The sequence below is a fragment of the Scandinavium sp. NPDC088450 genome (assembly GCF_044900545.1).
In the GTDB taxonomy this organism is placed as follows: domain Bacteria; phylum Pseudomonadota; class Gammaproteobacteria; order Enterobacterales; family Enterobacteriaceae; genus Scandinavium.
In genome coordinates this window covers 1-22,619 of the sequence record NZ_JBJDNI010000005.1, presented here as the reverse complement: position 1 = coordinate 22,619, position 22,619 = coordinate 1, and the positions used below count along the sequence as shown (strand labels likewise).

General features: G+C 54.2%; 25 protein-coding genes and 2 pseudogenes. 11 read left to right on the top strand and 16 right to left on the bottom strand.

Translation table 11 applies throughout. The annotated features are described in order from the left end of the window. Positions 1-47: 47 nt before the first annotated feature. The 9 genes and pseudogenes from ACI2I2_RS06360 to flgB all read right to left on the bottom strand — a co-directional run. Positions 48-329: pseudogene (locus tag ACI2I2_RS06360) on the bottom strand (rod-binding protein); the annotation flags it as partial. A 9-nt stretch (positions 330-338) separates the two neighbouring features. Further along, positions 339-1,433 carry a flagellar basal body P-ring protein FlgI gene (locus tag ACI2I2_RS06355; RefSeq protein WP_404657133.1) on the bottom strand — a complete coding sequence of 365 codons (1,095 nt, stop codon included), beginning with the start codon at positions 1,431-1,433 and terminating at the stop codon, positions 339-341. Between the two features lie 8 nt (positions 1,434-1,441). Next, the gene (flgH, locus tag ACI2I2_RS06350; protein ID WP_404657132.1) at positions 1,442-2,107 is read right to left on the bottom strand and encodes a flagellar basal body L-ring protein FlgH; all 666 of its coding nucleotides are present in this window, start codon (positions 2,105-2,107) and stop codon (positions 1,442-1,444) included. Positions 2,108-2,134: 27 nt separating this feature from the next. Next, positions 2,135-2,920 carry a flagellar basal-body rod protein FlgG gene (flgG, locus tag ACI2I2_RS06345; protein ID WP_404657131.1) on the bottom strand — a complete coding sequence of 262 codons (786 nt, stop codon included), beginning with the start codon at positions 2,918-2,920 and terminating at the stop codon, positions 2,135-2,137. Positions 2,921-2,947: 27 nt separating this feature from the next. Next, positions 2,948-3,679: a flagellar basal body rod protein FlgF gene (locus tag ACI2I2_RS06340; protein WP_404657130.1), complete on the bottom strand. Its 732-nt coding sequence runs from the start codon at positions 3,677-3,679 to the stop codon at positions 2,948-2,950. Then, positions 3,679-4,872, bottom strand: a complete 1,194-nt coding sequence (flgE, locus tag ACI2I2_RS06335) for a flagellar hook protein FlgE (RefSeq protein WP_404657129.1) — start codon at positions 4,870-4,872, stop codon at positions 3,679-3,681. Before flgE ends, ACI2I2_RS06340 begins: the two co-directional genes overlap by 1 nt. A gap of 45 nt (positions 4,873-4,917) precedes the next feature. Beyond that, the gene (gene flgD, locus ACI2I2_RS06330; protein ID WP_404657128.1) at positions 4,918-5,586 is read right to left on the bottom strand and encodes a flagellar hook assembly protein FlgD; all 669 of its coding nucleotides are present in this window, start codon (positions 5,584-5,586) and stop codon (positions 4,918-4,920) included. A 2-nt stretch (positions 5,587-5,588) separates the two neighbouring features. Next, a complete protein-coding gene (flgC, locus tag ACI2I2_RS06325) occupies positions 5,589-6,014 on the bottom strand; it encodes a flagellar basal body rod protein FlgC (protein WP_404657127.1) in 426 nt (141 codons plus the stop codon). Between the two features lie 18 nt (positions 6,015-6,032). Next, positions 6,033-6,383 carry a flagellar basal body rod protein FlgB gene (gene flgB, locus ACI2I2_RS06320; protein ID WP_404657126.1) on the bottom strand — a complete coding sequence of 117 codons (351 nt, stop codon included), beginning with the start codon at positions 6,381-6,383 and terminating at the stop codon, positions 6,033-6,035. A gap of 166 nt (positions 6,384-6,549) precedes the next feature. Here flgB and flgA point away from each other — a divergent pair, with 166 nt between their 5' ends. From flgA to ACI2I2_RS06305, 3 genes are all read left to right on the top strand, one after another. Next, positions 6,550-7,251 (top strand): flagellar basal body P-ring formation chaperone FlgA, encoded by a 702-nt coding sequence (flgA, locus tag ACI2I2_RS06315; protein WP_404657125.1) that lies wholly within the window; start codon positions 6,550-6,552, stop codon positions 7,249-7,251. A 123-nt stretch (positions 7,252-7,374) separates the two neighbouring features. Beyond that, positions 7,375-7,650 (top strand): flagellar biosynthesis anti-sigma factor FlgM, encoded by a 276-nt coding sequence (locus ACI2I2_RS06310; RefSeq protein WP_404657124.1) that lies wholly within the window; start codon positions 7,375-7,377, stop codon positions 7,648-7,650. Between the two features lie 6 nt (positions 7,651-7,656). Further along, positions 7,657-8,094 (top strand): flagellar protein FlgN, encoded by a 438-nt coding sequence (locus ACI2I2_RS06305; protein ID WP_404657123.1) that lies wholly within the window; start codon positions 7,657-7,659, stop codon positions 8,092-8,094. A gap of 704 nt (positions 8,095-8,798) precedes the next feature. On the opposite strand, the gene fliJ is transcribed toward ACI2I2_RS06305, so the two are convergent. From fliJ to ACI2I2_RS06270, 7 genes are read right to left on the bottom strand one after another with little or no spacing between them, the layout of a single operon-like run. Continuing rightward, positions 8,799-9,233, bottom strand: a complete 435-nt coding sequence (gene fliJ, locus ACI2I2_RS06300; RefSeq protein WP_404657122.1) for a flagellar export protein FliJ — start codon at positions 9,231-9,233, stop codon at positions 8,799-8,801. Positions 9,234-9,241: 8 nt separating this feature from the next. Next, positions 9,242-10,561: a flagellar protein export ATPase FliI gene (gene fliI, locus ACI2I2_RS06295; RefSeq protein ID WP_404657121.1), complete on the bottom strand. Its 1,320-nt coding sequence runs from the start codon at positions 10,559-10,561 to the stop codon at positions 9,242-9,244. Continuing rightward, complete coding sequence (gene fliH, locus ACI2I2_RS06290) at positions 10,554-11,306, bottom strand: flagellar assembly protein FliH (RefSeq protein WP_404657120.1); 753 nt, start codon at positions 11,304-11,306, stop codon at positions 10,554-10,556. The genes fliI and fliH overlap by 8 nt, the downstream gene beginning before the upstream one ends. 3 nt (positions 11,307-11,309) lie before the next feature. Next, a complete protein-coding gene (locus ACI2I2_RS06285) occupies positions 11,310-12,335 on the bottom strand; it encodes a flagellar motor switch protein FliG (RefSeq protein WP_404657119.1) in 1,026 nt (341 codons plus the stop codon). After that, positions 12,310-13,977 carry a flagellar basal-body MS-ring/collar protein FliF gene (gene fliF / locus ACI2I2_RS06280; protein WP_404657118.1) on the bottom strand — a complete coding sequence of 556 codons (1,668 nt, stop codon included), beginning with the start codon at positions 13,975-13,977 and terminating at the stop codon, positions 12,310-12,312. The genes ACI2I2_RS06285 and fliF overlap by 26 nt, the downstream gene beginning before the upstream one ends. Positions 13,978-13,989: 12 nt before the next feature. Next, entirely contained in the window at positions 13,990-14,358 is a 369-nt protein-coding gene (gene fliE / locus ACI2I2_RS06275) for a flagellar hook-basal body complex protein FliE (RefSeq protein WP_404657117.1), read from the bottom strand. 17 nt (positions 14,359-14,375) lie between these two features. Continuing rightward, complete coding sequence (locus ACI2I2_RS06270; RefSeq protein WP_404657116.1) at positions 14,376-15,410, bottom strand: sigma-54 interaction domain-containing protein; 1,035 nt, start codon at positions 15,408-15,410, stop codon at positions 14,376-14,378. Positions 15,411-15,876: 466 nt separating this feature from the next. Between ACI2I2_RS06270 and ACI2I2_RS06265 the strand changes: the two genes are divergently transcribed. From ACI2I2_RS06265 to ACI2I2_RS06230, 8 genes and pseudogenes are all read left to right on the top strand, one after another. Then, a complete protein-coding gene (locus ACI2I2_RS06265; RefSeq protein WP_404657115.1) occupies positions 15,877-16,758 on the top strand; it encodes a FliM/FliN family flagellar motor C-terminal domain-containing protein in 882 nt (293 codons plus the stop codon). After that, entirely contained in the window at positions 16,751-17,152 is a 402-nt protein-coding gene (gene fliN / locus ACI2I2_RS06260) for a flagellar motor switch protein FliN (protein WP_404657114.1), read from the top strand. Before ACI2I2_RS06265 ends, fliN begins: the two co-directional genes overlap by 8 nt. Next, positions 17,149-17,904 carry a flagellar type III secretion system pore protein FliP gene (gene fliP, locus ACI2I2_RS06255; RefSeq protein WP_404657113.1) on the top strand — a complete coding sequence of 252 codons (756 nt, stop codon included), beginning with the start codon at positions 17,149-17,151 and terminating at the stop codon, positions 17,902-17,904. Before fliN ends, fliP begins: the two co-directional genes overlap by 4 nt. A 2-nt stretch (positions 17,905-17,906) precedes the next feature. Then, a complete protein-coding gene (gene fliQ / locus ACI2I2_RS06250) occupies positions 17,907-18,179 on the top strand; it encodes a flagellar biosynthesis protein FliQ (RefSeq protein ID WP_404657112.1) in 273 nt (90 codons plus the stop codon). 4 nt (positions 18,180-18,183) lie between these two features. Further along, on the top strand, positions 18,184-18,957 hold the full coding sequence (gene fliR, locus ACI2I2_RS06245; RefSeq protein ID WP_404657111.1) for a flagellar biosynthetic protein FliR: 774 nt from the start codon (positions 18,184-18,186) through the stop codon (positions 18,955-18,957). Beyond that, positions 18,957-20,084 (top strand): flagellar biosynthesis protein FlhB, encoded by a 1,128-nt coding sequence (gene flhB / locus ACI2I2_RS06240; protein ID WP_404657110.1) that lies wholly within the window; start codon positions 18,957-18,959, stop codon positions 20,082-20,084. Before fliR ends, flhB begins: the two co-directional genes overlap by 1 nt. Next, the gene (gene flhA, locus ACI2I2_RS06235) at positions 20,071-22,170 is read left to right on the top strand and encodes a flagellar biosynthesis protein FlhA (protein WP_404657109.1); all 2,100 of its coding nucleotides are present in this window, start codon (positions 20,071-20,073) and stop codon (positions 22,168-22,170) included. Before flhB ends, flhA begins: the two co-directional genes overlap by 14 nt. Positions 22,171-22,356: 186 nt before the next feature. Next, a pseudogene (locus ACI2I2_RS06230) lies at positions 22,357-22,619 on the top strand (lateral flagellin LafA); the annotation flags it as partial.

Genomic DNA, 22,619 nt, shown 5'->3' with positions numbered 1-22,619 from the left:
AGAGCGACCATATCCTGTTGGTTCTTAACCGCGTTCTGCGTCGAGGGCCCTAATTGCGCCATAATCATCTGCGCAATCCCGCTGCTGCGGGTGGTCGCGAGGTGTAACGCCATTTTGTCATCGTAAAAATCACGCAGCATTTTTTGCTGTTTGCTCTCAAACGGGTTGTCGGCAAACAGCGCATCGGAGGATTTGCGCATCTCTTTCATCATCGAGCGCAGGAACATCGCTTCAAACTGCTCTGCGGCCTGCTCCAGGTTTTGCGGCTTCACGGCCCCGGTCACATCGCCTGGGATCACCGCCGTGTTGAGATGAACTGCGTTAACCATATCCTCTCCTTAGATAACCACGAGTTCAGCGTCGAGTGCGCCCGCTTCATGCAGCGCCTGAAGGATGGCCATGGTGTCATCCGGGGATGCGCCGAGGCTGTTCAGGGTATTGACTATCGCTCGCAGGCTGGTGCCGGTGCGCAATGTCACCATCTGGCCTTTGCCCTGATTCACGCTGATATCGCTTTGCGGCGTGACCACCGTGTTGCCCTGGCTAAACGCGCCTGGCTGCGAAACAGTAGAAGACTCACGAACGGAAACCGTCAGGTTGCCATGAGAGACCGCTGCGGCATGAACCACCACGCCATCGCCAATCACCACCGTGCCAGTGCGGGCATTGAACACCACGCGCGGCGGCTGTTTGCCTGCATTAATCTGCACGTCTTCAAGCTGTGACATAAAGGCCACGCGATCGCCCGGATTCATTGGCGCACGCACGGAAACGTTGGTAGAACTTTCCGCCATCGCGGTGCCGTAGCCGAACGAATTATTCAGCGCAACGGCTATGTTATTCGCCGTTTTGAAGCTGGGCTGTTTCAGGTTGAGCATCACGCGGTCGGTCTGCTGAAAATCACTTGGAATTTCACGCTCGATGGACGCACCGTTCGGCACCAGACCAACGGTTGGGGTGTTCACCGTAATGCTGGAACCGCTGTTGCCCTGGGCTTTAATGCCGCCCACCACGATATTGCCCTGTGCCAGCGCGTAAACTTCACCGTCTGCGCCGTGCAGCTGTGTCATCAGCAATGTGCCGCCACGCAGGCTTTTCGCATCGCCCATGGAGGACACAGTCACGTCAATCGACTGCCCACGAGCATAGCCCGGTGGCAACGTTGCACTGACCGCCACGGCGGCCACGTTCTTCACTTTCGGGTTAATTTTGGCTGGCAGCTGCACGCCAAACTGACGCAGCATGTTGGTCACCGACTGGCTGGTGAATTTCACCTGGTTTTTGTCACCGGTTCCATCCAGCCCAACAACCAGGCTGTAGCCCACCAGTTGGTTGCCACGCACACCCTGTACATCCACGATATTTCCCAGACGGGCGGCAAAGGCGTTCACACTGCACAGCGCCAGGCAGAAAATCACTAACTTACGCATCATCTTCTCCATTAAATCGGGAACAGCGGATGGTTGAAGAAGCGCGTCAGCCAGCCTGCCGAGTTGGCATCGCTAAGGGCACCGCGTCCCGCATAAGAGATACGTGCGTTGGCAATGCGTTGGGAAGAAATCGAGTTATCGTGTTCGATGTCTTCAGAACGTACCAGCCCGGTGACGCGCAGGTATTCGTCACCCTGATTGAGGGTCAGCCATTTTTCGCCGCGAACCGCCAGCACGCCGTTGGGCAGCACTTTGTAAATCGCCACGGTAATCGCGCCACGCAGGCTGTTTTGCTGCTGTGAACTGGCACCGCCGTTAAAGTTACGGTCGCCGCTGACAGAGCCAGAAGCCTTGTCGAGGGTTTTGCCCATCACCGTTGGCACGCCAATCGTGACATCGTTCTTCTTGCCGAAGTTGGTTTTCGCTTGTTTGCTCGACTGGGTCGATTCATCGAGGATAACCGTCAGGATATCGCCCACGCGATAGGCGCGGTGATCCTGCACCAGACCCCAGTTGTAGCCTGAATTGTAGAGCCCGCCACCTTTGACCTGGGTCGGCGGCTGGACGTAATCTTCCGGCGGCGCGAACGCCGCATCGTCTTTCTGGACCAGCAGTGCCGGGCTTTCACAGCCCGACAGCAACAGTGCCAGCATTCCAATCAATAACTGCTTTTTCATATCTCTTTCACTGTTTCGCCGCAGGCATTACATCTGCTGCGTGACAAACTTCAGCATGTCATCGGCGGCAGACACCATCTTGGCGTTCATTTCGTAAGCACGCTGAACGGTAATCATGTCCACCATTTCTTCCACAACCTGAACGTTGGAGCCTTCGAGCGAGCCTTGTTCAAGCTGGCCAAAAGCCTCTTCGCCCGGCACACCTTCCACGGCTTCACCGCTGGCTGCGGTTTCCATGTAGAGGTTGCCGCCGACCGCTTCCAGACCGGCCGGATTGACGAAGTTCACCAGGGTAATCTGCCCCAGTTCAACCGGTTCAGCTTCACCGGCAACCGTGGCGGTCACCGTACCGTCTTTGCCAATCTGGATGTCTTTGGTGTTCTCCGGCAGCTCAATCTGCGGGATCAGCGGTAAACCTTGCGCATTAGTGATCATGCCATCGGCATTACGTTGCAGGTTGCCCGCACGGGTATAGGCGGTGTCGCCGTCCGGCGTTTCCACCTGGAAAAAGCCCTGCCCGGTGATGGCCACGTCCAGCGACTGTCCGGTGTTCTGGATGTTGCCTTCGCCGAACTCTTTCTGCGTGCCAACGATCTTCACCCCGGTGCCGTACTGGATGCCGGTTGGCGACGTATTCTGTTGATCCAGCAAACCGCCCGGTGCGCGATCGGTTTGATAGAACAGGTCGGCAAACATCACACGATCGCGCTTGAAGCCTGTCGTGTTGACGTTCGCCAGGTTGTTGGAAATCGCGGTCATTTTGGCGTCTTCTGCCGCCAGGCCGGTTTTACTCACCCATAATGCTGAATTCATTGTGACTCCTTGTTCTTATGCCGCCGCTTACGAGTTCCGTAGCAGTCGATTTCCTGCACTGGCCATGTCTTCGGCCGCTTTCATCATCTTGATTTGCGCTTCGAACTGGCGGTTAAGCGAGATGCTCGCCACCATTTCGCCAATCGCCGACACGTTGGAAGTTTCAAGATGACCCGAAGCCACTTCCACCTCTTCGCTGCGAGGATTGTCGGTGGCCTGGGTTATCAGCAGGCCATTTTCGTTCTTGTGCAATTGCCCCGGGGCGATATCCACCAGCTTGATGCGATCCACATCGATCGCCTGACTGATTTCACCGTCATCCGGAATGATGGTGATGATGCCGTCGTCGCCAATGGTCAGAGAGGTAAAGGTCGGCAGAATGATCGGCCCGTTATCCCCTTCCACTGGCAGCCCGTTGATCAGCAAATCGCCTTCCGGGCCGACTTCCATCTGACCGTTACGGGTATACACTTCGCGGTTGCCATCATTCAGGGCGATCAGGCCATTGCCTTTGATCGCCACATCCAGATTGCGCCCCGTTTCACGCACCGCACCGGGCGTCATGTCCACGCCACCGTTTTGCGGTTCAACCAGGAAACGAGAGGAATACCCCTCGCCCATTACCTGCTCAGACTGCGCACGTTCCAGATCCTGGCGAAACCCTTCGGTATTCACGTTCGCCAGGTTGTTGGCGTGGATGCGCTGTTGGGAAAGGTTGCGCGCCGCGCCGCTGACTGCGGTATAGAGGAGCTTATCCATTACACCGCCTGGAACAGAGCCGTCATCATCTTGTCATCGGTGCTGATAACCTTGGTGTTGGCCTGATAGTTACGCTGGGCCGTCATCAGGTTCACCAGTTCCGCCGTCAGGTCGACGTTGGAAGATTCCAGCGCGCCAGAGGTCAGAGAGCCGTTCAGGCCGCTACCCGGTGTGCCAGAAATTGGCGCACCAGAAGCCTGCGTCTGAACCCAGGTGGTGCCGTCAGTGGACTGCAAACCGTTCGGGTTAGGGAAGTTGGCGAGGATCACCTGGCCCTGCAGCATGCGCTCACCGTTAGAGAACGTGGCGTAGACCGAACCATCTTCGTCGATCATCTGACCGGTACGTTCGCCGGAGGCATAACCGTCGCTGTTGTTCTGGCTCACGGAGAAATCGCTGCCGAACTGCGTGGTGCCGTTGTAGTTCACGTCGATGCTCAAATCTGCCGCGCCAGCAACCGGAACGCTCAGGTTCACCGGGCCCGTTGGGCTGGTCAGCAGACCTTGGTTATCAAAGCTCATCGCCTGCGGGCTTGGGCTGGAGATCGCCGCGCCGTCCATGTAGTAGTAAGTGTCCCAGCTGTTTTCGCCGGTTTTCACGTAATACTGGTTCAGCGTATGTTCACGGCCCAGGGAGTCATGCACCTGGGTGGCGTAGGTATTGTTGTAAGACGTGTTATCCGCCGGATCGAACGTCGGCGTGGCCGGGACATCCGCGTTAGCATCAAAGTTGGCGGCGAAATCCAGCGAGGTGGTCGCTTTCGCCGGAATAGAACCGGACGCCACTTTCAGGTCGCCGACAGAACCGACCTGCAGCTCGCCGTTCGCATCCACCGGATACCCCTGCAAACGCATTCCCTGGTTGTTGACCAGATAGCCGTTGCTGTCCGTTTGCATGTAGCCCGCACGGGTATACGCGGTGGAGCCGCTGGAATCGCGCATCACGAAGAAACCGCTGCCATTAATCGCCAGGTCCAGATCATTACCGGAGGAAAAAATGCTTCCGCCTTTATTGATGCTTTCTGTCACACCTGTCACGCCCACACCTAAAGGCTGGCCTTCGGCATACATTGACGCAAATTCTGCACGGCCCGATTTAAAGCCCACGGTGCCGGAGTTGGCGATGTTGTTGGAGATAGAATCCAGCTGCTCGTTGATGGCATTCAGGCCGCTAATCGCAATGTTAGAACTCATGGTATTTCCCTCTTAATCTCAATGTGTCTTGAAATGCCCGATCCGTCAGGCGTCTGTCTCGCCAATTTGCGAGATATGGTTGTAAGGCACTTCGCCGATACCGGCGACGTTCAGCACAGTGGTGCTGCCATCCAGCGGAATACGGACGTTGTCGACGTTGCCGCCAAGCTCGACAGCGGTGTCGTTATCACCGGAATCAGTCACCACGGCGACCGTGTATTTTCCGGCTGGCATACCGAGTTCTGCCGGGTCGATGGAGAAATCAACCTGACCCTGCTCCTGATTACCCAGTGGAATTTTGTACTCGGTGCCGGCTTCGTCTTTCAGAATGACGTTGACGACGTTGGACGCGTGATCCAGCGTCAGACGGCCATCCACGGTGGTTGCACCGTCGCTTTCCAGCGAACTGGTCTGCACCATCACTTTCTGATCCACCAGGCTTGAGGTGGACAGGGTCTGGATGTTGTCCATCAGCACCATGTTGTTGGCCATAATCTGCGACATGCTTTCCATCGACTGCACCTGAGTGAGTTGTGCCAATTGATTGACGTACTCGGTGCCGTCGGTCGGGTTGAGCGGGTCCTGGTTCTGGATTTGCGCCACCAGCAGCTGCATAAACATGGTGTCCATGCTGCTTGAGGTGTCGTTGCTCACCACAGTGTTGGTATCGCCCACATTGCCGCTCTGGCTGTTCGACGTGCTGTTAACGTTCATGTTTACGCTTCTCCTAGTCGCAGCAGGCTTTGCTGCATGCTTTTCACGTTGTTCAGGACGTCGACGTTAGTCTCAAAACTGCGTGAGGCGGACATCATGTCTGCCATCTCTTCCACGACATTAATGTCCGGGTAGTAAACGAAGCCGTTGTCATCCGCCATCGGGTGATTCGGTTCGTAGCGCTTCACGGACTGTCCGGTCTGCACCACATCCAGCACCTGGACGCGAGCGCCTGTCAGCGCGTTGTCGTTCATTAACTCGTCATTCTGATAAACAGCGGCAAAAACCGGGTGACGCGCTTTGTACACATCCCCTTCCGCCTGGGCTGGTGTTTCAGCGTTCGCGAGGTTACTGGCCACCGTGTTCAAACGAACGGTTTGGGCAGACATCGCAGAACCGGAAACACGGTAAATATCAGAAAAAGCCATACGGGTTTCCTTTCCTTATTACTTGCCTTCGATGGCCTGTTTCAGACCAGCAAACTTCATGTTTAAAAAGGTCAGACTCGCCTGGAAATCCTGTGAGTTACGGGCGAATTCAGACTGCTCAACATCCAGAGAAACGGTGTTGCCGTCCTCAGAGGGTTGAAAAGGCACGCGATATTTCAGTTCCGGGGAAGATGCATTGGTGAAATAGTGCTGTGACCGTTGCATCTCCTCGGCAAAATCAATATCTTTGGCCTGGAAATTCGGGGTATCGACGTTTGCAAGGTTCGCTGAAAGCAGTTCTGCCCGGTCAAGACGGACTGCTACAGCGTGGGGATGAACACCTAATGCTTTGTCAAAACTAATACTCACAATTCACTTCCTCATGATGATTTCACTGCCCTGCCTTGCTGGACACACTCCATTTAAGCAATAGGCGTGCCAACTTTTCAACATCATGAAAAACTTAACGATTACTGAAAAAAACCGATCATTCGGGAAAACACATTTCCTCCTTTCACTCATCGCGGTAACCCTGTTGTCAGTTCCCGTCGCGCGAGCGGATGTTCAGCCCACCACGGCGCGTAAACAGATCTATGCCGCGGCACAAAAACAGGCGACAACCCTCATCCAGCGCGAAGCCAAAAAGCGCGGCTGGCATGACTACAGCGCCAAACTCAATATTTTTGTGCCCACTGAAGCCACGCAACTGGCAGCCTGCCCTTCGCCACTCAAAGCCATGTCTGCCGAAAATGGCCGCGTTAACTTAAGCCGTCTGAGGATTGATTTACGCTGTGAAGGCACGCCGGGCTGGAACAGCAGCGTGACCGTCAAACCGGATATTTCGATGCCCGTCGTGATGGCAAACGCCACGCTGGAGCGCGGTCATGTCGTGAGTGAAGAAGATTTAACGCTAAAGAAATACAACGTGACGGGAGCGCGCAGCGATATCGTCTGGCGCGTGGATGACGTGGTTGGACTAACGGTAAAACGCCGTTTGCGTGAAATGACGCCCATCACCCAAAGCATGCTCGAAGCACCCGTCATGGTAGAACGCGGACAACGCGTGGCGATGATTGCCTCGCAAGATGGCGTGACCGCGCAAACCACCGGTTTTGCGATGAAGAAAGGCCGTCGCGGCGAGATTATCAAAGTAAAAAACGAGAGCAGCGGCCAGCAGGTCAGCGCCCGGGTGACCGACTTCGGCGTGGTGAAGACCGTTGCAGTTTCTGCTAAATAAAAATTTTACGCTCGCAGTTAAGTTTTCTACCCGGTGCGCCGCTTTACTCAGTTGCAGGGGAATTGCTTCACAAAAAGAACAAAGCACTGCATCACTATCTAATACCGGGAATGGGGTTTGAAAATGAAAGTCACCGCTTCGCAGTACACCACTGTCTCAGCCATCGACACAAAACAGTTGGCGAAAAACAACGACGTGAAAGCAAGCGTTACAGTGCAGAAAACGCAGAAGCCGGGCGCTATCGACCCTGTTTTGGGTGAAGCACAATCGCAGCTCTCCGCCATGCCAGAAATCGACATGGATCGTGTGGCTGAAATGAAAGAAGCCATCAGCAAAGGGCAGATCGGTATCAATATTGATGAACTGACTGTTGCGATGCAGAAGTACTACCAGGGATAACACCGTATGAGTAACGCCAGCGAGAGTGTGAAAACGCTGATTCAGGACATGGTTGCGGATCGTAACCTCTATACCCTTCTGCGCGATCGTCTTGAAGCGCAGAGGGAAGGCATTATTCTGCGCGACGTGGCGGTGCTGGAAATGGTCAATCAGGAGATCATTACCCTGTACCAACAGCTTTCCGCTCACAGCCAGAAACGCCACCGTCTGTTGAAAGCGCTGGGCATTCCGGTTGGTGTGAAAGGGTTAAAGATGCTCTTTTCTCGTCTGCCTGAAAACTGGCAGAACCAGGTAAAACAGCTCTGGGCCGATCTGGAAGACAACGCCGCCACCTGCAAAATGGCCAACGATGCCAACGGCATGTTACTGAATATGCAAAATGACATTCTGCAAAATCTGCTCAACGTGAGTGAGCCGGAGAACTGGCTGTATCAGCAGGTGTAAATCGGCTTACGCCTCAGTTATATGTGTCTACCATGTCCCCGAACAAGTGTTCAACATGTCTCCGGACTTTACACAGGCTGAGGGGCCCCAGAAATAAGCGTATATAAAGCAGCAGTGGAATCGTTCCGTTCACTATAAGTCCATTGCTACTGTGTAATCCCCGCTGCGGTGAACGTGCTAAGGGAATTCACCGCCATTCCCTTAGCAATCCCGGCTCCCGGCAAAAGAAAATCGCCGCTTCACGGAACCTCAACCTTCAGCAACGGGCTAATCGGGTCGGGCGAGATGCAACGTCCCTGTAAGTCACGCCCTCAGCCCGCATCCATGCGGGCTGCCCCGGCCAGTCGCTGAAGGTTGAGGCGATTTTCAGCCGGACCAAAACCCACCACATCGGCTTCAGTGGGCGCTGGTGTTGCTCCCCGCTGAAACCGCCGAGCTGACGACCAGATGACAAGGTCAGGCCGCCATGGATGGCGGACTGAGGCGAAATGAGACATGGACGTCGAGTCGAGCCGACCTTAGGCAGATGGTTGTCAGGGAGGGGAGTGCAAAGCACCGGTTTCATTCGCGGGGTCGCAGGGATTGTTAAGGGAGCCGCGAGAGGCTCCCTTAACCCGTTCACGTGCAACCAGATAACAGGGGAAAGCAGGTCATAAAGTGGACGGAACAATTCTACCTAAATCGGCATATTTTTGCCCAAAGGATTACCGCCCCTGATGCTGACGCAACCAGCATTGCGCTGAGGCCGCATCCGTCTGCTTTTGATCTCGTCTGTCTTGTTCGGCACGCAGTTCATCGCGGCGCATATCCAGCAGTAACTCCACGCTTTTCTCCCGCTTCGCTTCCACCAGCAGCTTGAGCTTTAACTGGCGCGCTTCGGCTTCCGCCAGCGCCTGCTGCTGTTTTTGCCAGTTCACCACGCGTTGAATATTACTTTTGTAGGCCGAGTGGTTCACCATCATGGTGGCATCCAGCAGCCCTTCACTGGTGACACTGCCCGCCAGTGAATTCAACGTGTCGATATTGCGCCCGCAGCGGTTGCTGATTTGCTGTTGCTGGGTCAGTTTGGTGGTCAAGTCATCCACGGCCTGATGACGAAGGCGCTTTAACTGTTCCAGGGTGGTAATCATCCTGCTCATTGCTTTCCTTAGCCCGCCTGGGCGAGGGTTTTCAGGTCTGTCAGGGTTTGATCCAGCAGTGAGGCATCGTGCACCTGCTGCTGAAGGAATCGGGCAATGGCTGGCGCCAGTTTCACCGCTTTATCGGCCAGAGGATCAGCACCTGCCACATAGCCGCCCAACGGGATCAGCGGTTTAATATTCTGGTACTCGGCATAAAGCTGCTTCAGGTTGATGGCCGCTTTACGGTGATCGCTTGACGTCACCTGACTCATACAGCGGCTGATCGATTGGCCGATATCTATTGCCGGATAGTGTCCGGACTCCGCCAACTGGCGAGACAACACAATATGCCCATCAAGCACCGCACGTGCGCAGTCAACGATCGGATCTTGCTGATCGTCACCTTCCGCCAGAACGGTATAAATGGCGGTCATCGAGCCCAGACTTTCACTGTTCCCGGCGCTTTCCACCAGTCGTGGGATCATGCCAAAAGCTGAAGGCGGATATCCTTTGGTCGCAGGCGGCTCGCCTAATGACAACGCGATTTCCCTTTGTGCCATGGCGTAGCGCGTCAGGGAGTCGACCAGCAGCAGTACGTCTTTGCCTTTATCGCGAAAATGACTGGCAATGCTGTGGCATAACTCGGTGGCTTTAATACGCATGAGGGGGGATTCGTCTGCAGGTGCCGCCACAATGACCGACTTCTTAAGGCCCGCTTCCTGCAACGCTTCTTCAATAAATTCTTTGACTTCACGGCCACGTTCTCCAATCAGCCCGACCACAACCACTTCCGCCTGAGTGAAGCGGGTGATCATACCGAGCAGCACACTTTTCCCTACGCCGCTGCCCGCCATCAGACCGACGCGCTGGCCTTTGCCGATGGTCAGCATGCCGTTAATGGCACGCACGCCAACGTCCAGCGGTGTGTTCACCGGCTGGCGTTTCAGCGGATGCACCTGCGGTGCCTGAGTCAGCAAAGGTGTGTCGCCGGTAAGTTTGCCCTTGTCGTCCATCGGTTCGGCAAGACCATTTACCACGCGCCCGAGCCACTGATCGCCAATCATCACGCTTTCCTGCTTCTCAGCCGGAAAAACGCGAGCACCGCTGATCATGCCGGAGCACTGTTTGAAGGGCATCAGGTAGGTCACATCGCGGTCAAACCCCACGACTTGCGCATCAATTAGCTCATGGTCGTCGGATTCAATACGGCACATCTGGCCGACTGCCAGACGGCAACCGACCGCTTCCAATAAAATGCCATTAGCGCGTACCAGCCTCCCCGCCACGCGCGCGAGGTTGATATTGTCGATGGAGCGCAGCGCCTGCTCGAAATCAAAATCACTCATTCTGCGCTTCCGGCAGCAGGTTCTCTTTCAGCGCAGTCATGCACTGATTCAGGCGATGCTCGCAGCCAATGTCCATTTCAGCGGATTCCGTGATAACCCGGCATTCGCCCGGTTCGAGATCGGGGTCTGCGACTAAGCCCCACTGTTGGGCTTTCTCCGGTTCGGTGTCACTGATGCGGCGATATTCTTCACTATTGAGCAGTACTTTCACCTGATCGGGCTGCTGAGGCAGACTGGTCAGCGCTTCTTCGACCAGCGTCAAAAGCTGAGTAGGATGCAGCGTCAGTTCGCAGCGGATCACCTGGCGAGAGACTTTTTCCACCAGTTGCAGCAGCTCTTCACGGCGGCGAACTTCAAGGTTCGCCAGAAAGGACTCCAGCTGATCAATCATGGAATCGACAGGCTGTGCCGCTTCCTGAAACTGCTGACGCGCCTGCACTTTGCCTTCGACCAGACCTTTGCGCATCCCTTCGTCGAAACCAAGACGAGCGCCTTCCTGATAACCTTCTTCTTTGCCCTCTTCCATACCCTGAGCAAAACCGCGGTTCAGGCCGTCGTTAAAGCCCTGCGTCAATTGCTGTTCGAAAGCTTCAGGATCGAGGCCCGACTCATCACTTGCGACCTGTTCAACGGCGTTCTTCTGCCAGCTTTTTTTCAGCGGCGGGAATTTATATAAGCGCGGTTTCACTACCGCTTTGCGACGCGGAGTCAGGCTGTCCAGCGACAAAGTGCGTTTCTTGAACATCGGTTACTCCACCGTCGCTTCCGCAAAGAGCTGCACCTGAATATCCCCCTCTTCCGCAAGTTGGCGAACCAGGCCCATGATGTCTTTACGCACCTGCTCGATACGGCTGACTGGCACGGGGCCAAGGCGCGAAGTGGTGCTTTCCAGCAGCGTCACCTGACGTTTTGGCATGGCGTTGTAAATCACCTGGCGCAGCACCGGCTCGGTGCCTTTCAGGGCAATCGCCCACTCTTCCATCGGCACTTCTTCCAGCAGACGCTGAATGGTCTGCTGCGACTGACGGCTGAGGATGAAGAATTCGTACATTTCGTCGGTAATTTGCTCCAGCACGTCGCTGTCACGCTCACGCAACTGATCCAGCAGCACCTGCTGATTATCGGCGATGCGGTTCACGATGTTGGCCGCATGTTTAATGCCGACCACTTTCGAACCGTGTTCGGAAAGCACGGCCACACCACGTTCCACCAGACGTTCGAGTTCATCGATAACGTCCGGGTTCACATCATCCAGACGCGCCACGCGATAGACAATTTCATCGCGACGCTCTTCCGGCAGCGAGCTCAGCACGCTGGCTGCCACGTCCGGCGGCAAAAATGCGAGGAACACGGCCTGCAATTGCAGGTGTTCCTGTGCAATCAGCGCCGCCAGCTGTGGTGTATCAACCCATTGCAGGCGCGCCATACGGTGGCGAATCTCATCGCCGTAAATGCCGTTGATCACGCTGCGGGCAATTTCACCGCCCAGCGCTTTTTCCAGAATGCCTTTAAGATAGCTGCGCGAAGCACCGTTGATGCCACTCTGCTCGGAATACTCTTCGAAGAACGTGTTCAGCGCGTTACGCGCATGCACCAGCTTCACGTCATGCAAACGAGCCATCGTTTCGCTTAGCAGCACCACTTCTTCGCGGCTCATCTTTTGCATCACTTTCGCTGCCGCATCTTCACCGATGCTCAGCAGGAGGATAGCAGCCTGATCCAGACGGCTGCGGGAACCGCTTTTAGTGTTACTTCTGGCCGTTGCTTCGCTCATTACTGTTCACCCATTGTTTTAAGACTTCAGCGACACGCTCGGTTTCGCTCTCGGCAATCATTTGCAGATACTCCACTTTGTCCTCAAGGCCGGAACCCTGTGGCGGCAACGCAATATCTGACGGGAAGGAGTGCGTCAACGACAGCGGAGAATCCCTGGTCGGTGCGCCATCCATCTCTGTCGCTTCCGTGGCTTGCAATGCCGCGTTGCTGGCGGTCAGCAATTCCTGACGTTGCGTGGTCACACGTTTCACCAAAGGACGCACGCCAAACAACAGCGTCAACAGCGCCAGCAGGCCAATGCCACCCATTTCGCCCCAGTGCTGAATGGACGGGTCTTCCCACCATTTCAGCGGCGGCGGTGTGTAGTCCGGCGGCTGAACAAAGCTCAGCGTGTCGAGCGTCAAGGAATCGCCGCGTGATTTGTTGATACCTGCCGCTTCTTCCACCATGCGTGTGATGGATTCCAGTTGCCCCGGCGGCATGCTTTTCAGCCCCGGCGCGAGCTTGTTAAGCGCAACGGCGACCTGCAATTTTTCGAGGTGATATCCCGGATGGCGGATATGGCGAATATCGCGATCGTAAGTATATTTGCGCTGTTCCTGACTACGGCTGGAGAGCGAGCTTGGGTTTGATTTCTGGTTATTCGCCTGTGCCGCTGCACCCGGTGGCAATGCGGCTGCCCCCGGAACAGGGATCGGACGGTTGCTCAGCGAGCCCGGAACGCCTAACGCCAACTGGTTGGTGGTGTTCTCTTTAGAGACGTTTTCATCGCTGATGCGCGGGTCTTTGCCGTAATGTTCCTGAGTCTCTTCGACGCTGCTCAGATCCATCGTTGGCGTAACGCTGATACGGAAGTTGCCCTGCCCGACCAGCGGGATCAGCAGACTGGAAATGTTTTTAGTGGTTTCCTGCTTCACGCGATCGGCGGCTTCGGTACCACGCCGCACGTTGACCAGATTTTCAGCGCCGCCCTGATAGTTTTCTGACAGCAAATTCCCTGCCTGATCGACCACGCGAACGTTTTTGCCCAACATGCCCGGCATGCTGCCTGCGACCATTTGCACAATCGCGCCGACCTGCTCATCCGTCAGGTGCGTGCCGTAGCGGAGTTTGAGCATCACTGAAGCGCTGCTGTCCGGCTTGTTGTTCATCACAAACGAACTGCCTTCGGTGATGCCCAAATGCACACGAGCCTGCTCAACCGGATCGAGCGACATGATGCTCTGCGCCAGCTCGCCTTCCAGACTGCGTTTATAACGCACGTTCTGAATAAACTGGCTGCTGCCGAGCATCTCGTCCTTATCCATCAGGTTGTAGCCATCAGGTTTAATTGCCGTGATCCCTTTCGCCGCCAGCGCCATACGCGCGGCAGGCAGTCGGTTTTCCGCGATCAGGATCTGACCGTTATCCGGATTGATACGATAAGGAATGTTTTCTGTGCCGAGGACTTCGACCACCTGCGCGACAGGAATATCTTCCTGATGTCCGTACAGCGCGACATAACCGCGATCGCTGTTCCAGAGTGAAAAGACAATCCCTCCGGCCAGCACGACACCGCCGGCGATCATCAGCCAGCGGGGATTTTTCAGCGCTTCAGGAACGGGCAGCGAAGCGAATTGCGCTTTTAACTTGTTTAACACTTTCTGTGAACCTTAGAGAGGGAGATTCATGACTTCATCCAGGGCCGAGGTCAGCTTGTTGCGAACCTGTACCATGGCGCTAAACGACACGCTGGCCTTCTGGGATTCAATCATGGCTCCGGCCAGATCGTCGCTCTGACCCATATCGATGGCTTGCTGTTTCGCATCCGCACTTTTTTGCAGCCCGTCGACGTTGTCGATAGCCTGGTTCAGCACGTTGGCAAAAGAGGTGTTGCTGGTCGCCCTGGTCGCAAAGCTGGGATCGGCTGCCATCACCGGCATATCCAGTGAGGAAACACCCGCCTGCGAGGCCATTTGCGACATCTGCTTAAGCAGCGTTTGTTGTTCGGTGTTGATACCGATAGCGCTAATCTTGTCCATGTGTTCGTCCTTAATTGTTAGCTAAACGCGACAATATCGATCCCTTCTTCCCGCATTGACGCCAGGCGGTAGCGCAAAGCCCGGGGCGTGATGCCCAGAAACTCTGCGGTGCGTGATTTGTTACCGTTGTTCCGTTTTAGCAGGTCGATGATGTACTGGTACTCCGCCATCCGACCGTGCAGCTTCACGTTTTGAATTTCCGAGGTGGATTTTTGATCGTGGTAGGCGGGCAGGCTTTCACTGATTTTGTTCACCAGTGAAAGATCACTGTTCACCGGGGTCAGACCAAAGTCTTTGGCGGTGATTTCTTTGCCGTTGCTGAGGATGATCCCACGCTGGATCACGTTCTCCAGCTCACGCACATTCCCCGGCCAATCGTAGGCCAGCAGTGATTGCCAGGTTTCATCGCTCAACTGAATTTCGCCATTGTGGAACGCTTCGTATTTGGCAATAAACCGCGAGGCCAGCGGAATGATGTCCTGCTTGCGCTCACGCAGCGGCGTGATGTTGATAGGCACCACCGCGATACGGTAAAAGAGATCCTGACGAAAACGGCCTTCGGCAATTTCAACCTGCAAATCTTTGTTGGTGGAGGCAATCAGGCGAATATCGAGAGGAATACGCTTCGGGCTGCCCAGACGTTCGACTTCCTGCTCCTGAAGCACACGCAGTAATTTCGCCTGCAACGCCAAAGGCATATCACCGATTTCATCCAGTAATAACGTCCCGCCGTTCGCCTGTTCGAATTTCCCTGCCACGCTGGTCACTGCGCCGGTAAACGCACCTTTCTCATAACCAAATAAGATGGCTTCCAGCATACTTTCTGGAATGGCAGCGCAGTTCACACCGATATACGGCGCATCAGGGTTGCCCGCACTTTCATGAATATATTTTGCAATACACTCTTTCCCGGTCCCTGTCTCACCCGTGATCAGCACTGCCACATTATATTGCGCAACACGTCGAGCTAAAGAAAATACACTTTTACTTTGTGCCGCACTGGCAACAAATCCACTTTCTTTACTGACTTCGTGTTCAGAAAACAAATTCATATTAGCTCACCAATTTATTGGTAATACGTTAAAATAAATTCTCTGGCCACTCACAAGAGAACACACCAGGCAAAATACATTTAACTCTGTCGAACGCGCTATTGTTGACGTGACACGGAAGTGACGAAGCGCCTCTGGATTTCAATCAGGAGGAACTATACCTTCCCCATTGGATTAGTCTTAATTTTTTAGCGATATTAAAATATTAATCCATAAAAATCATATGTTTATGCAAAGTTATTAATCTTAAATTACGCTTTCTAAATAATAGAATAATAACGAAACAGACCTTGCCCGAGCGGAAGAAAAACGGTTTAATCGTTCAACATTTATTAGCACCCACATCTGCTGTTTATTGTCACAGTCAGTATTGCGTCATTCATTCACGCACGTGTCCCACGAAAAAGGAAAACGACTTTCCTTTTATTCGGGCTAATATCACGTTTCAGACTTAGCGAATAGAGCCATGAACCCAGCATCACAGACATTCAGGATTTATCACAGCGATGCACTTCCAGAAGTGACGACCCTGGATGCGCAAAAACTGGGGCGTCCCTGGCATAAATTGCCAAAAATCATTAATGACCGCTTCGATATTACCGATTCGCAGCTCAGCATTTATTTCTTAAAAAAGCTGCGGGTCAATGTGGCGTTAAAGAACCTGCACTTTGGCATTGATCAGAGTTTTAAAAACACGCAGATTTTTTCGACCCAATATGGGTATATCGCCATCAGCATTGAGCGTCCTTTATTGCTGAATATTCTCTACGACTACTATGGCCTGCGCGATGACAGCGATGTGGAGCCTCAGGTTGAAGATGAAAAAGTCACCAAAACAGAAGAACGGTTAAAGGTCAAAATAGGCAAAGAACTCACCTGCCTGTTAGTGGACGAAGAAAGCTTCGGCAGCAAGCTGGATATCAAAACGGATAATTCAGTGGTTATCAATAATTGGGCGTGGAGCATTACCTACACGCTTGCCGGCTATGAACATGGCACCTTCACGCTGCTTTTTGATGAAAAGCATGTGGATCACTACCTCGCCCAACTGCGCAGCAGCGCCATTGAAAACGGGGAAAATCCACCCGAGTCGCCAACGCCTGCGCAGATAGAAAGCATGTTCCATTGCCTTCCGTTAACGCTGAATGCCCGGCTGGCTAACCTCAACCTGACGGTAGCCCAGCTTTCAGATTTAAAACCAGGGGACATCATCCCTATTTTCATTAATGAGCCAGTTCCCGTGTTCATCGGTAAGGAACAGATCTTCGATGCGGAGATAGCCGAAGATCGCGGCAAACTTTTCCTGAGTGACCTGTCTGGCAGTACGGTTGAGAAACAATATGAGTGATTTGCAACAAGAGTTTGGCCAAAGTCTGGATCTCGGCGATCTGAATCTCAATGAGTTTGAGCAAGAAGAGACTGTTGAAGGCAATATCCGCATGGATATTCAGCCCGATGCCGCCCCGACGCCTGGCATGAGCGAGATGCAGAAGATGTCGCTGTTCAGCCGCATTCCTGTGGTGCTGACCCTCGAAGTGGCTTCGGCACATATTTCGCTGGCAGAACTGATGACCCTGAACAATGACTCGGTGGTGGAACTGGACAAACTGGCCGGTGAACCGCTGGACATCAAAGTGAACGGCATTCTGTTCGGCAAAGCAGAAGTGGTGATGCTGAACGACAAGTATGGCCTGCGCATTCTCGAATTTAACACCAAAGATCTCGGCGAATTAACCCGATGAAACGCGTCCTTTCCCGCAGCGGCCTGGCCACGCTTTTGGCCATCGGGCTGCTGTTTTCGCCGTGGGCAATGGCTGCCAACGGCGATATCACTTTGTTCAGCTCGACCGCCACTCAGGCCGGCCAGGATTACAGCGTTAAGATTGAAATCTTAATCATGATGACCCTGCTGGGTCTGCTGCCGATTATGGTGCTGATGATGACCTGCTTTACGCGTTTCATCATTGTGCTGGCTATTCTGCGTCAGGCGATGGGCCTGCAACAAAGCCCGCCGAACAAAGTGCTGACCGGTATTGCACTGGCGCTAACGCTGCTGGTGATGCACCCGGTGTGGACCAAAATCTATCAGGAAGCGGTTATCCCTTTTCAGAACAACGAGATGACTCTGCCTCAGGCGCTGGCGACGGCCGAAGTGCCGATGAAAAAATTCATGCTGTCGCAGACCAACAACAAAGCGATGGCGCAGATGATGGATATCGCCGGTGTGAAAGGCGATGCCAAAGATCAAGACCTGACGGTCGTCACACCGGCTTATCTGCTGAGCGAGCTGAAAACCGCCTTCCAGATTGGGTTTATGATTTACATCCCGTTCCTGGTCATCGACCTGATTGTGGCGAGCATTTTGATGGCGATGGGCATGATGATGCTGTCACCGCTGATTGTCTCCCTGCCGTTTAAACTGATGCTGTTCGTGCTCTGCGACGGCTGGACGCTGATTGTCGGCACGCTGACTGCCAGCGTCAGAGGGCTGTAATCATGATGAACATGGACATTGCGGGCGATGTGGTTGCCGCAGGCGTTCGCCTGGTGCTGATCGTGTCCGCCGTGGTGATTGTCCCGAGCCTGATTGTCGGCCTGTGCGTCAGCGTGTTTCAGGCGGTGACGCAAATCAACGAACAGACCCTTAGCTTCCTGCCGAGACTCGTGGTTTCCCTTGGTGTGCTGGTGTTTGGCGGGAAATGGATACTCACTCAACTGGTGGATTTCACAATCAATATTTTCCACCAGGCCGCTACGCTGGTGAGTTAACACCATGGGCATTCAGATTCAGACCCTCTACACGCCACTGCTGGCGCTGCTGCTGCCGTTCTTTCGCATTCTGGCGCTGCTGCATTTCGCCCCGGTGCTGGATAGCCACGCCTTTTCGCGCCGTTCGCGCGTGGCGCTCGCCCTGATGCTGTCGATCATCATCACCCCGATGCTGCACAAACAGGTGATGCTGAGCGAATTGCTCTCAATGCGCACCGTGTTGCTGGTCGGTGAGCAATTACTTTGGGGGATGCTGTTCGGGCTGATTCTGCGTCTGGTGTTTACGGCGCTGCAAACCGCCGGGCAAATTCTGGCGATGAATATGGGTCTGGGCATGGCGACCATGAACGACCCGGTGAACGGCGTCAACACGCCCGTCATCTCTGAAATTATTACTATTTTTGCCACGCTGCTGTTTTTCATCATGAACGGCCATCTGCTGTTGGTGACCGTGCTGTACAAAAGTTTTACCTACTGGCCGATTGGCGAGGCATTGAATCGCCCGACCCTGACATTACTGGTCGAGAGCTTCGGCTGGATTATTTCGACTGCCACGCTCATCGCCCTGCCCACCACCTTCGTGATGATGATTGTGCAAGGCGGCTTTGGCCTGCTTAACCGTATTTCACCTTCGCTGAACCTGTTTTCCCTCGGCTTTCCCATCAGCATGCTGTTTGGCCTGCTGTGCGTGTCGATGATGATGACCAATATTCCCGATCACTACCTCAACCTGACCAATGAAATCCTCGCGAAGCTGGATGCGGTAAGGAACTACTGATGTCGGGAGATAAAAGCGAAAAACCCACCTCGGGCAAATTACGCAAAGCGCGTGAAAAAGGGGATATCCCACGCTCCAAAGACCTGACCATGGCGGTCGGTCTGGTGGCCTCATTCATGACCATCACGGCCTTTATGCCGTGGTACAAAACGTTGATTGGCGAGTCGTTCACAGCGGTGGGCATGATGGCGGGCAAACTCGACGACCCCGGCGCCCTGAACCAGTTTTTGCTGACCCAGGTGCACATCATGCTGCGCATTATCGCCTCGCTGACACCGATTCCAATAGCCTGCATTATTGCAAGCCTGGTGCCGGGCGGCTTTATGTTTAGCATTGCAAAACTGAAGCCTGACTTTAAGAAAATCAGCCCATTAAGTGGCATCAAGCGCCTGTTTGACAGTAACCATTTCGTTGAACTGGCGAAAATGATCCTCAAGTGCGGCATCCTGCTGGGCATTATGTATCACGCCATCCACAAGCAGATGGAGCCCATGCTGTTCTTGCAGCGTCTTTGGCTGAATCAGGCGGTTTACCGGGGATTCGACATTTTTCACGGCGTCATCAGTAACTTTATCGCCGTGATCGTCCTGTTCGCCGTTATCGATGTGCCGCTCAGCAAATTCATGTTCACCAAAAAGATGCGCATGACCAAGCAAGAAGTGAAAGAAGAGCACAAGAACAACGACGGTAACCCACAAATTAAAGGGCGCATTCGCCAGTTGCAGCGCCAGATGGCGATGGGCCAGATCAGCCGTAAAGTGCCGACCGCCGACGTGGTGATTACCAACCCGACGCACTACGCCGTGGCGCTGAAATACGATCCGAAAAAAGCCCAGGCACCGTATATCGTGGCAAAAGGCGTGGATGACATCGCGCTCTATATCCGTGAAGTCGCGAAATCGCACGATGTGGAAGTGGTGGAATTTCCGCCGCTGGCGCGTGCCGTGTACCACACCACCCGTGTGAACCAACAAATTCCGGCGCAGCTGTTCCGCGCCATTGCCCACGTCCTGACTTATGTGATGCAGCTGAAGTCCTGGCGTACCGGCAAAAACAAAGCAAAACCCCGCCTGAACAGGCAAATATCACTCCCGAAAGAGGTGTTAGACGAACATGGCAAACAGTAACTTTCAGCAGAAGCTTGCCATTCTGAAGCAGGGGCGCGTGGGCGTACCTGTGCTGATCCTGAGCGTGCTGGCAATGGTGATTTTGCCACTGTCACCGATGATGCTGGACGTATTGTTCACCTTCAACATCGTGCTGGCGGTGCTTATTCTGCTGGTGTCGATCAACTCCCAGCGCCCGCTCGATTTTGCAGTGTTCCCAACGGTGCTGTTGATAACCACATTAATGCGACTCTCGCTCAACGTGGCGTCGACACGTGTGGTGCTGCTGCACGGTCATGAAGGTGAAGGCGCTGCCGGTAAGGTCATTGAAGCCTTCGGGCAGGTGGTGATTGGCGGCGACTTCGTGGTCGGCTTCGTGGTGTTTGTGATCCTGATGATCATCAACTTCGTGGTGGTCACCAAAGGGGCCGAGCGTATCTCGGAAGTGTCGGCTCGCTTTACGCTGGATGCCCTGCCTGGTAAGCAGATGGCGATTGATGCCGATCTCAATGCCGGGTTGATCAACCAGCAGCAAGCGCGTGAGCGGCGAAAAGACGTTGCGCGTGAAGCAGATTTCTACGGTGCGATGGACGGTGCGTCCAAGTTCGTGCGTGGGGATGCCGTCGCCGGGATCATGGTTCTTATCATCAACGTGCTCGGCGGGATCTGTATCGGGATCTTCAAGCATGGCCTTGATGCTTCGCACGCTTTCCAGACCTACGTTCTGCTGACCATCGGTGATGGTCTGGTCGCGCAGATCCCTTCCCTGCTGCTCTCCACCGCGGCGGCGATCATCGTGACTCGCGTCAGCGATGGCAACGACGTCAGCCAGGAAATCAAATCCCAGCTGTTGGCGAAACCTGCCGTGCTCTACACCGCGGCGTTTATTCTCTTCGTGTTGGCGATTGTGCCAAACATGCCGCACATCGCCTTCCTGAGCTTCACGGCGATCCTCTGTTTTGTTGCCTGGCGTCAGGGTAAAGAGGTCAAACCCGCTGCGACGAAAGAGGACGATTTTGCCGCCATCAACGATACACTCAGCAATGACAAGATGCCCGACATCAGTTGGGACAGCATTCCGATGGTCGAACCGATTGGTCTGAACCTTGGCTATAAACTTGTGGCGTTGGTGGATGCGGCGCAAGGGAATCAGCTTTCACAGCGCGTGCGCGGCGTGCGGCAAGTGGTATCGGAAAACTGCGGCGTACTGCTGCCTGAAATTCGTATCCGTGAAAACTTCCGCCTTAAACCTGCGCAGTATGCGATTCACATCAACGGCATTCGTCGGGCGATGGGCGAAGTGCATGCCGATAAACTGATGGCGATCCCTGGCACCGAAACCTACGGCGATATTGATGGCGTGCTGGATGTTGACCCGGCTTATGGCATGTCGATTGTGTGGATTGACCACAATCAGCGTGCCGAAGCGCTGAATCTGGGTTATCAGGTGGTGGATTGCGCCAGCGTGGTGGCCACCCACATCAACCGTATTGCGCGCGAAAACCTGCCGGACTTGTTTAACTACGACGACATTACGCATCTGCACGGCCGCCTTTCTGCGCTGGCCCCGAAGCTGGCTGAAGATTTGGGGAATGCGCTGAACCACAGCCAGTTGTTGCGGGTTTACCGTCAGCTATTGCTGGAAAATGTGTCGTTGAAGGACATTGTCACTATCGCTACTACGCTTATCGACAGTGCCACGATGACCAAAGATCCGCTGTTGCTGACCTCAGACGTGCGCTACGCCCTGCGTCGCGCCATTGTGAACAACATCAATGGCGATAAGCGCAAGCTGCCGGTGTTCACCATGGAAAACCAACTTGAAAATATTTTGCTGTCAGCCCTGAACCAGTCACAGCAAGCCGGGAAAGTCTCGCTCGACAGCTTCCCGGTCGACCCGAATATTTTGACCCAGTTGCAAAACAACATGCCAGTGATTGAAGAGCAGATGAAAGCCAAAGGGCTGTCGCCTGTGCTGCTGGTGACCCCTCAGCTGCGTCCGTTGATTTCCCGTTATGGTCGCCTGTTTGCTTCCGGCCTGAATATTCTCTCTTACAACGAGATCCCGGAAGACAGCGAACTGAGCGTGGTCGGAACTTTAGCCTGATCCTTTCCTTTGCCGGGTGGCGGCTTGCGCCTTACCCGGCCTACCAAATCTGCACGACAACCGACTGATTTTTATTCCCTTTTAAAATTATCAAAATAAAATTTAATTTCCCCTCTCCCCGTGTCGTTTTATCTCAGTACACAACAGGAAAGCCGGATACGCCGGTTTCTTCAGGAGATAAATACTATGGCACTTTCCCTTTTTACTAACTCTGCAGCAATGTCTTCCACCAATGCCCTGAACCAGGCGAATAGCCTGCTTTCCACTTCCATGGAGCGTCTGGGTACCGGTAAACGTATCAACTCTGCCTCTGACGATGCCGCTGGTATGCAGATTGCCACCCGTCTGCAGGGCCAGACCAACGGTATGGCTGTTGCTCAGCGTAACATCTCTGATGCCACTTCCATGCTGCAGACCGCTGAAGGCGCATTCGACGAAGTCAGCAACAT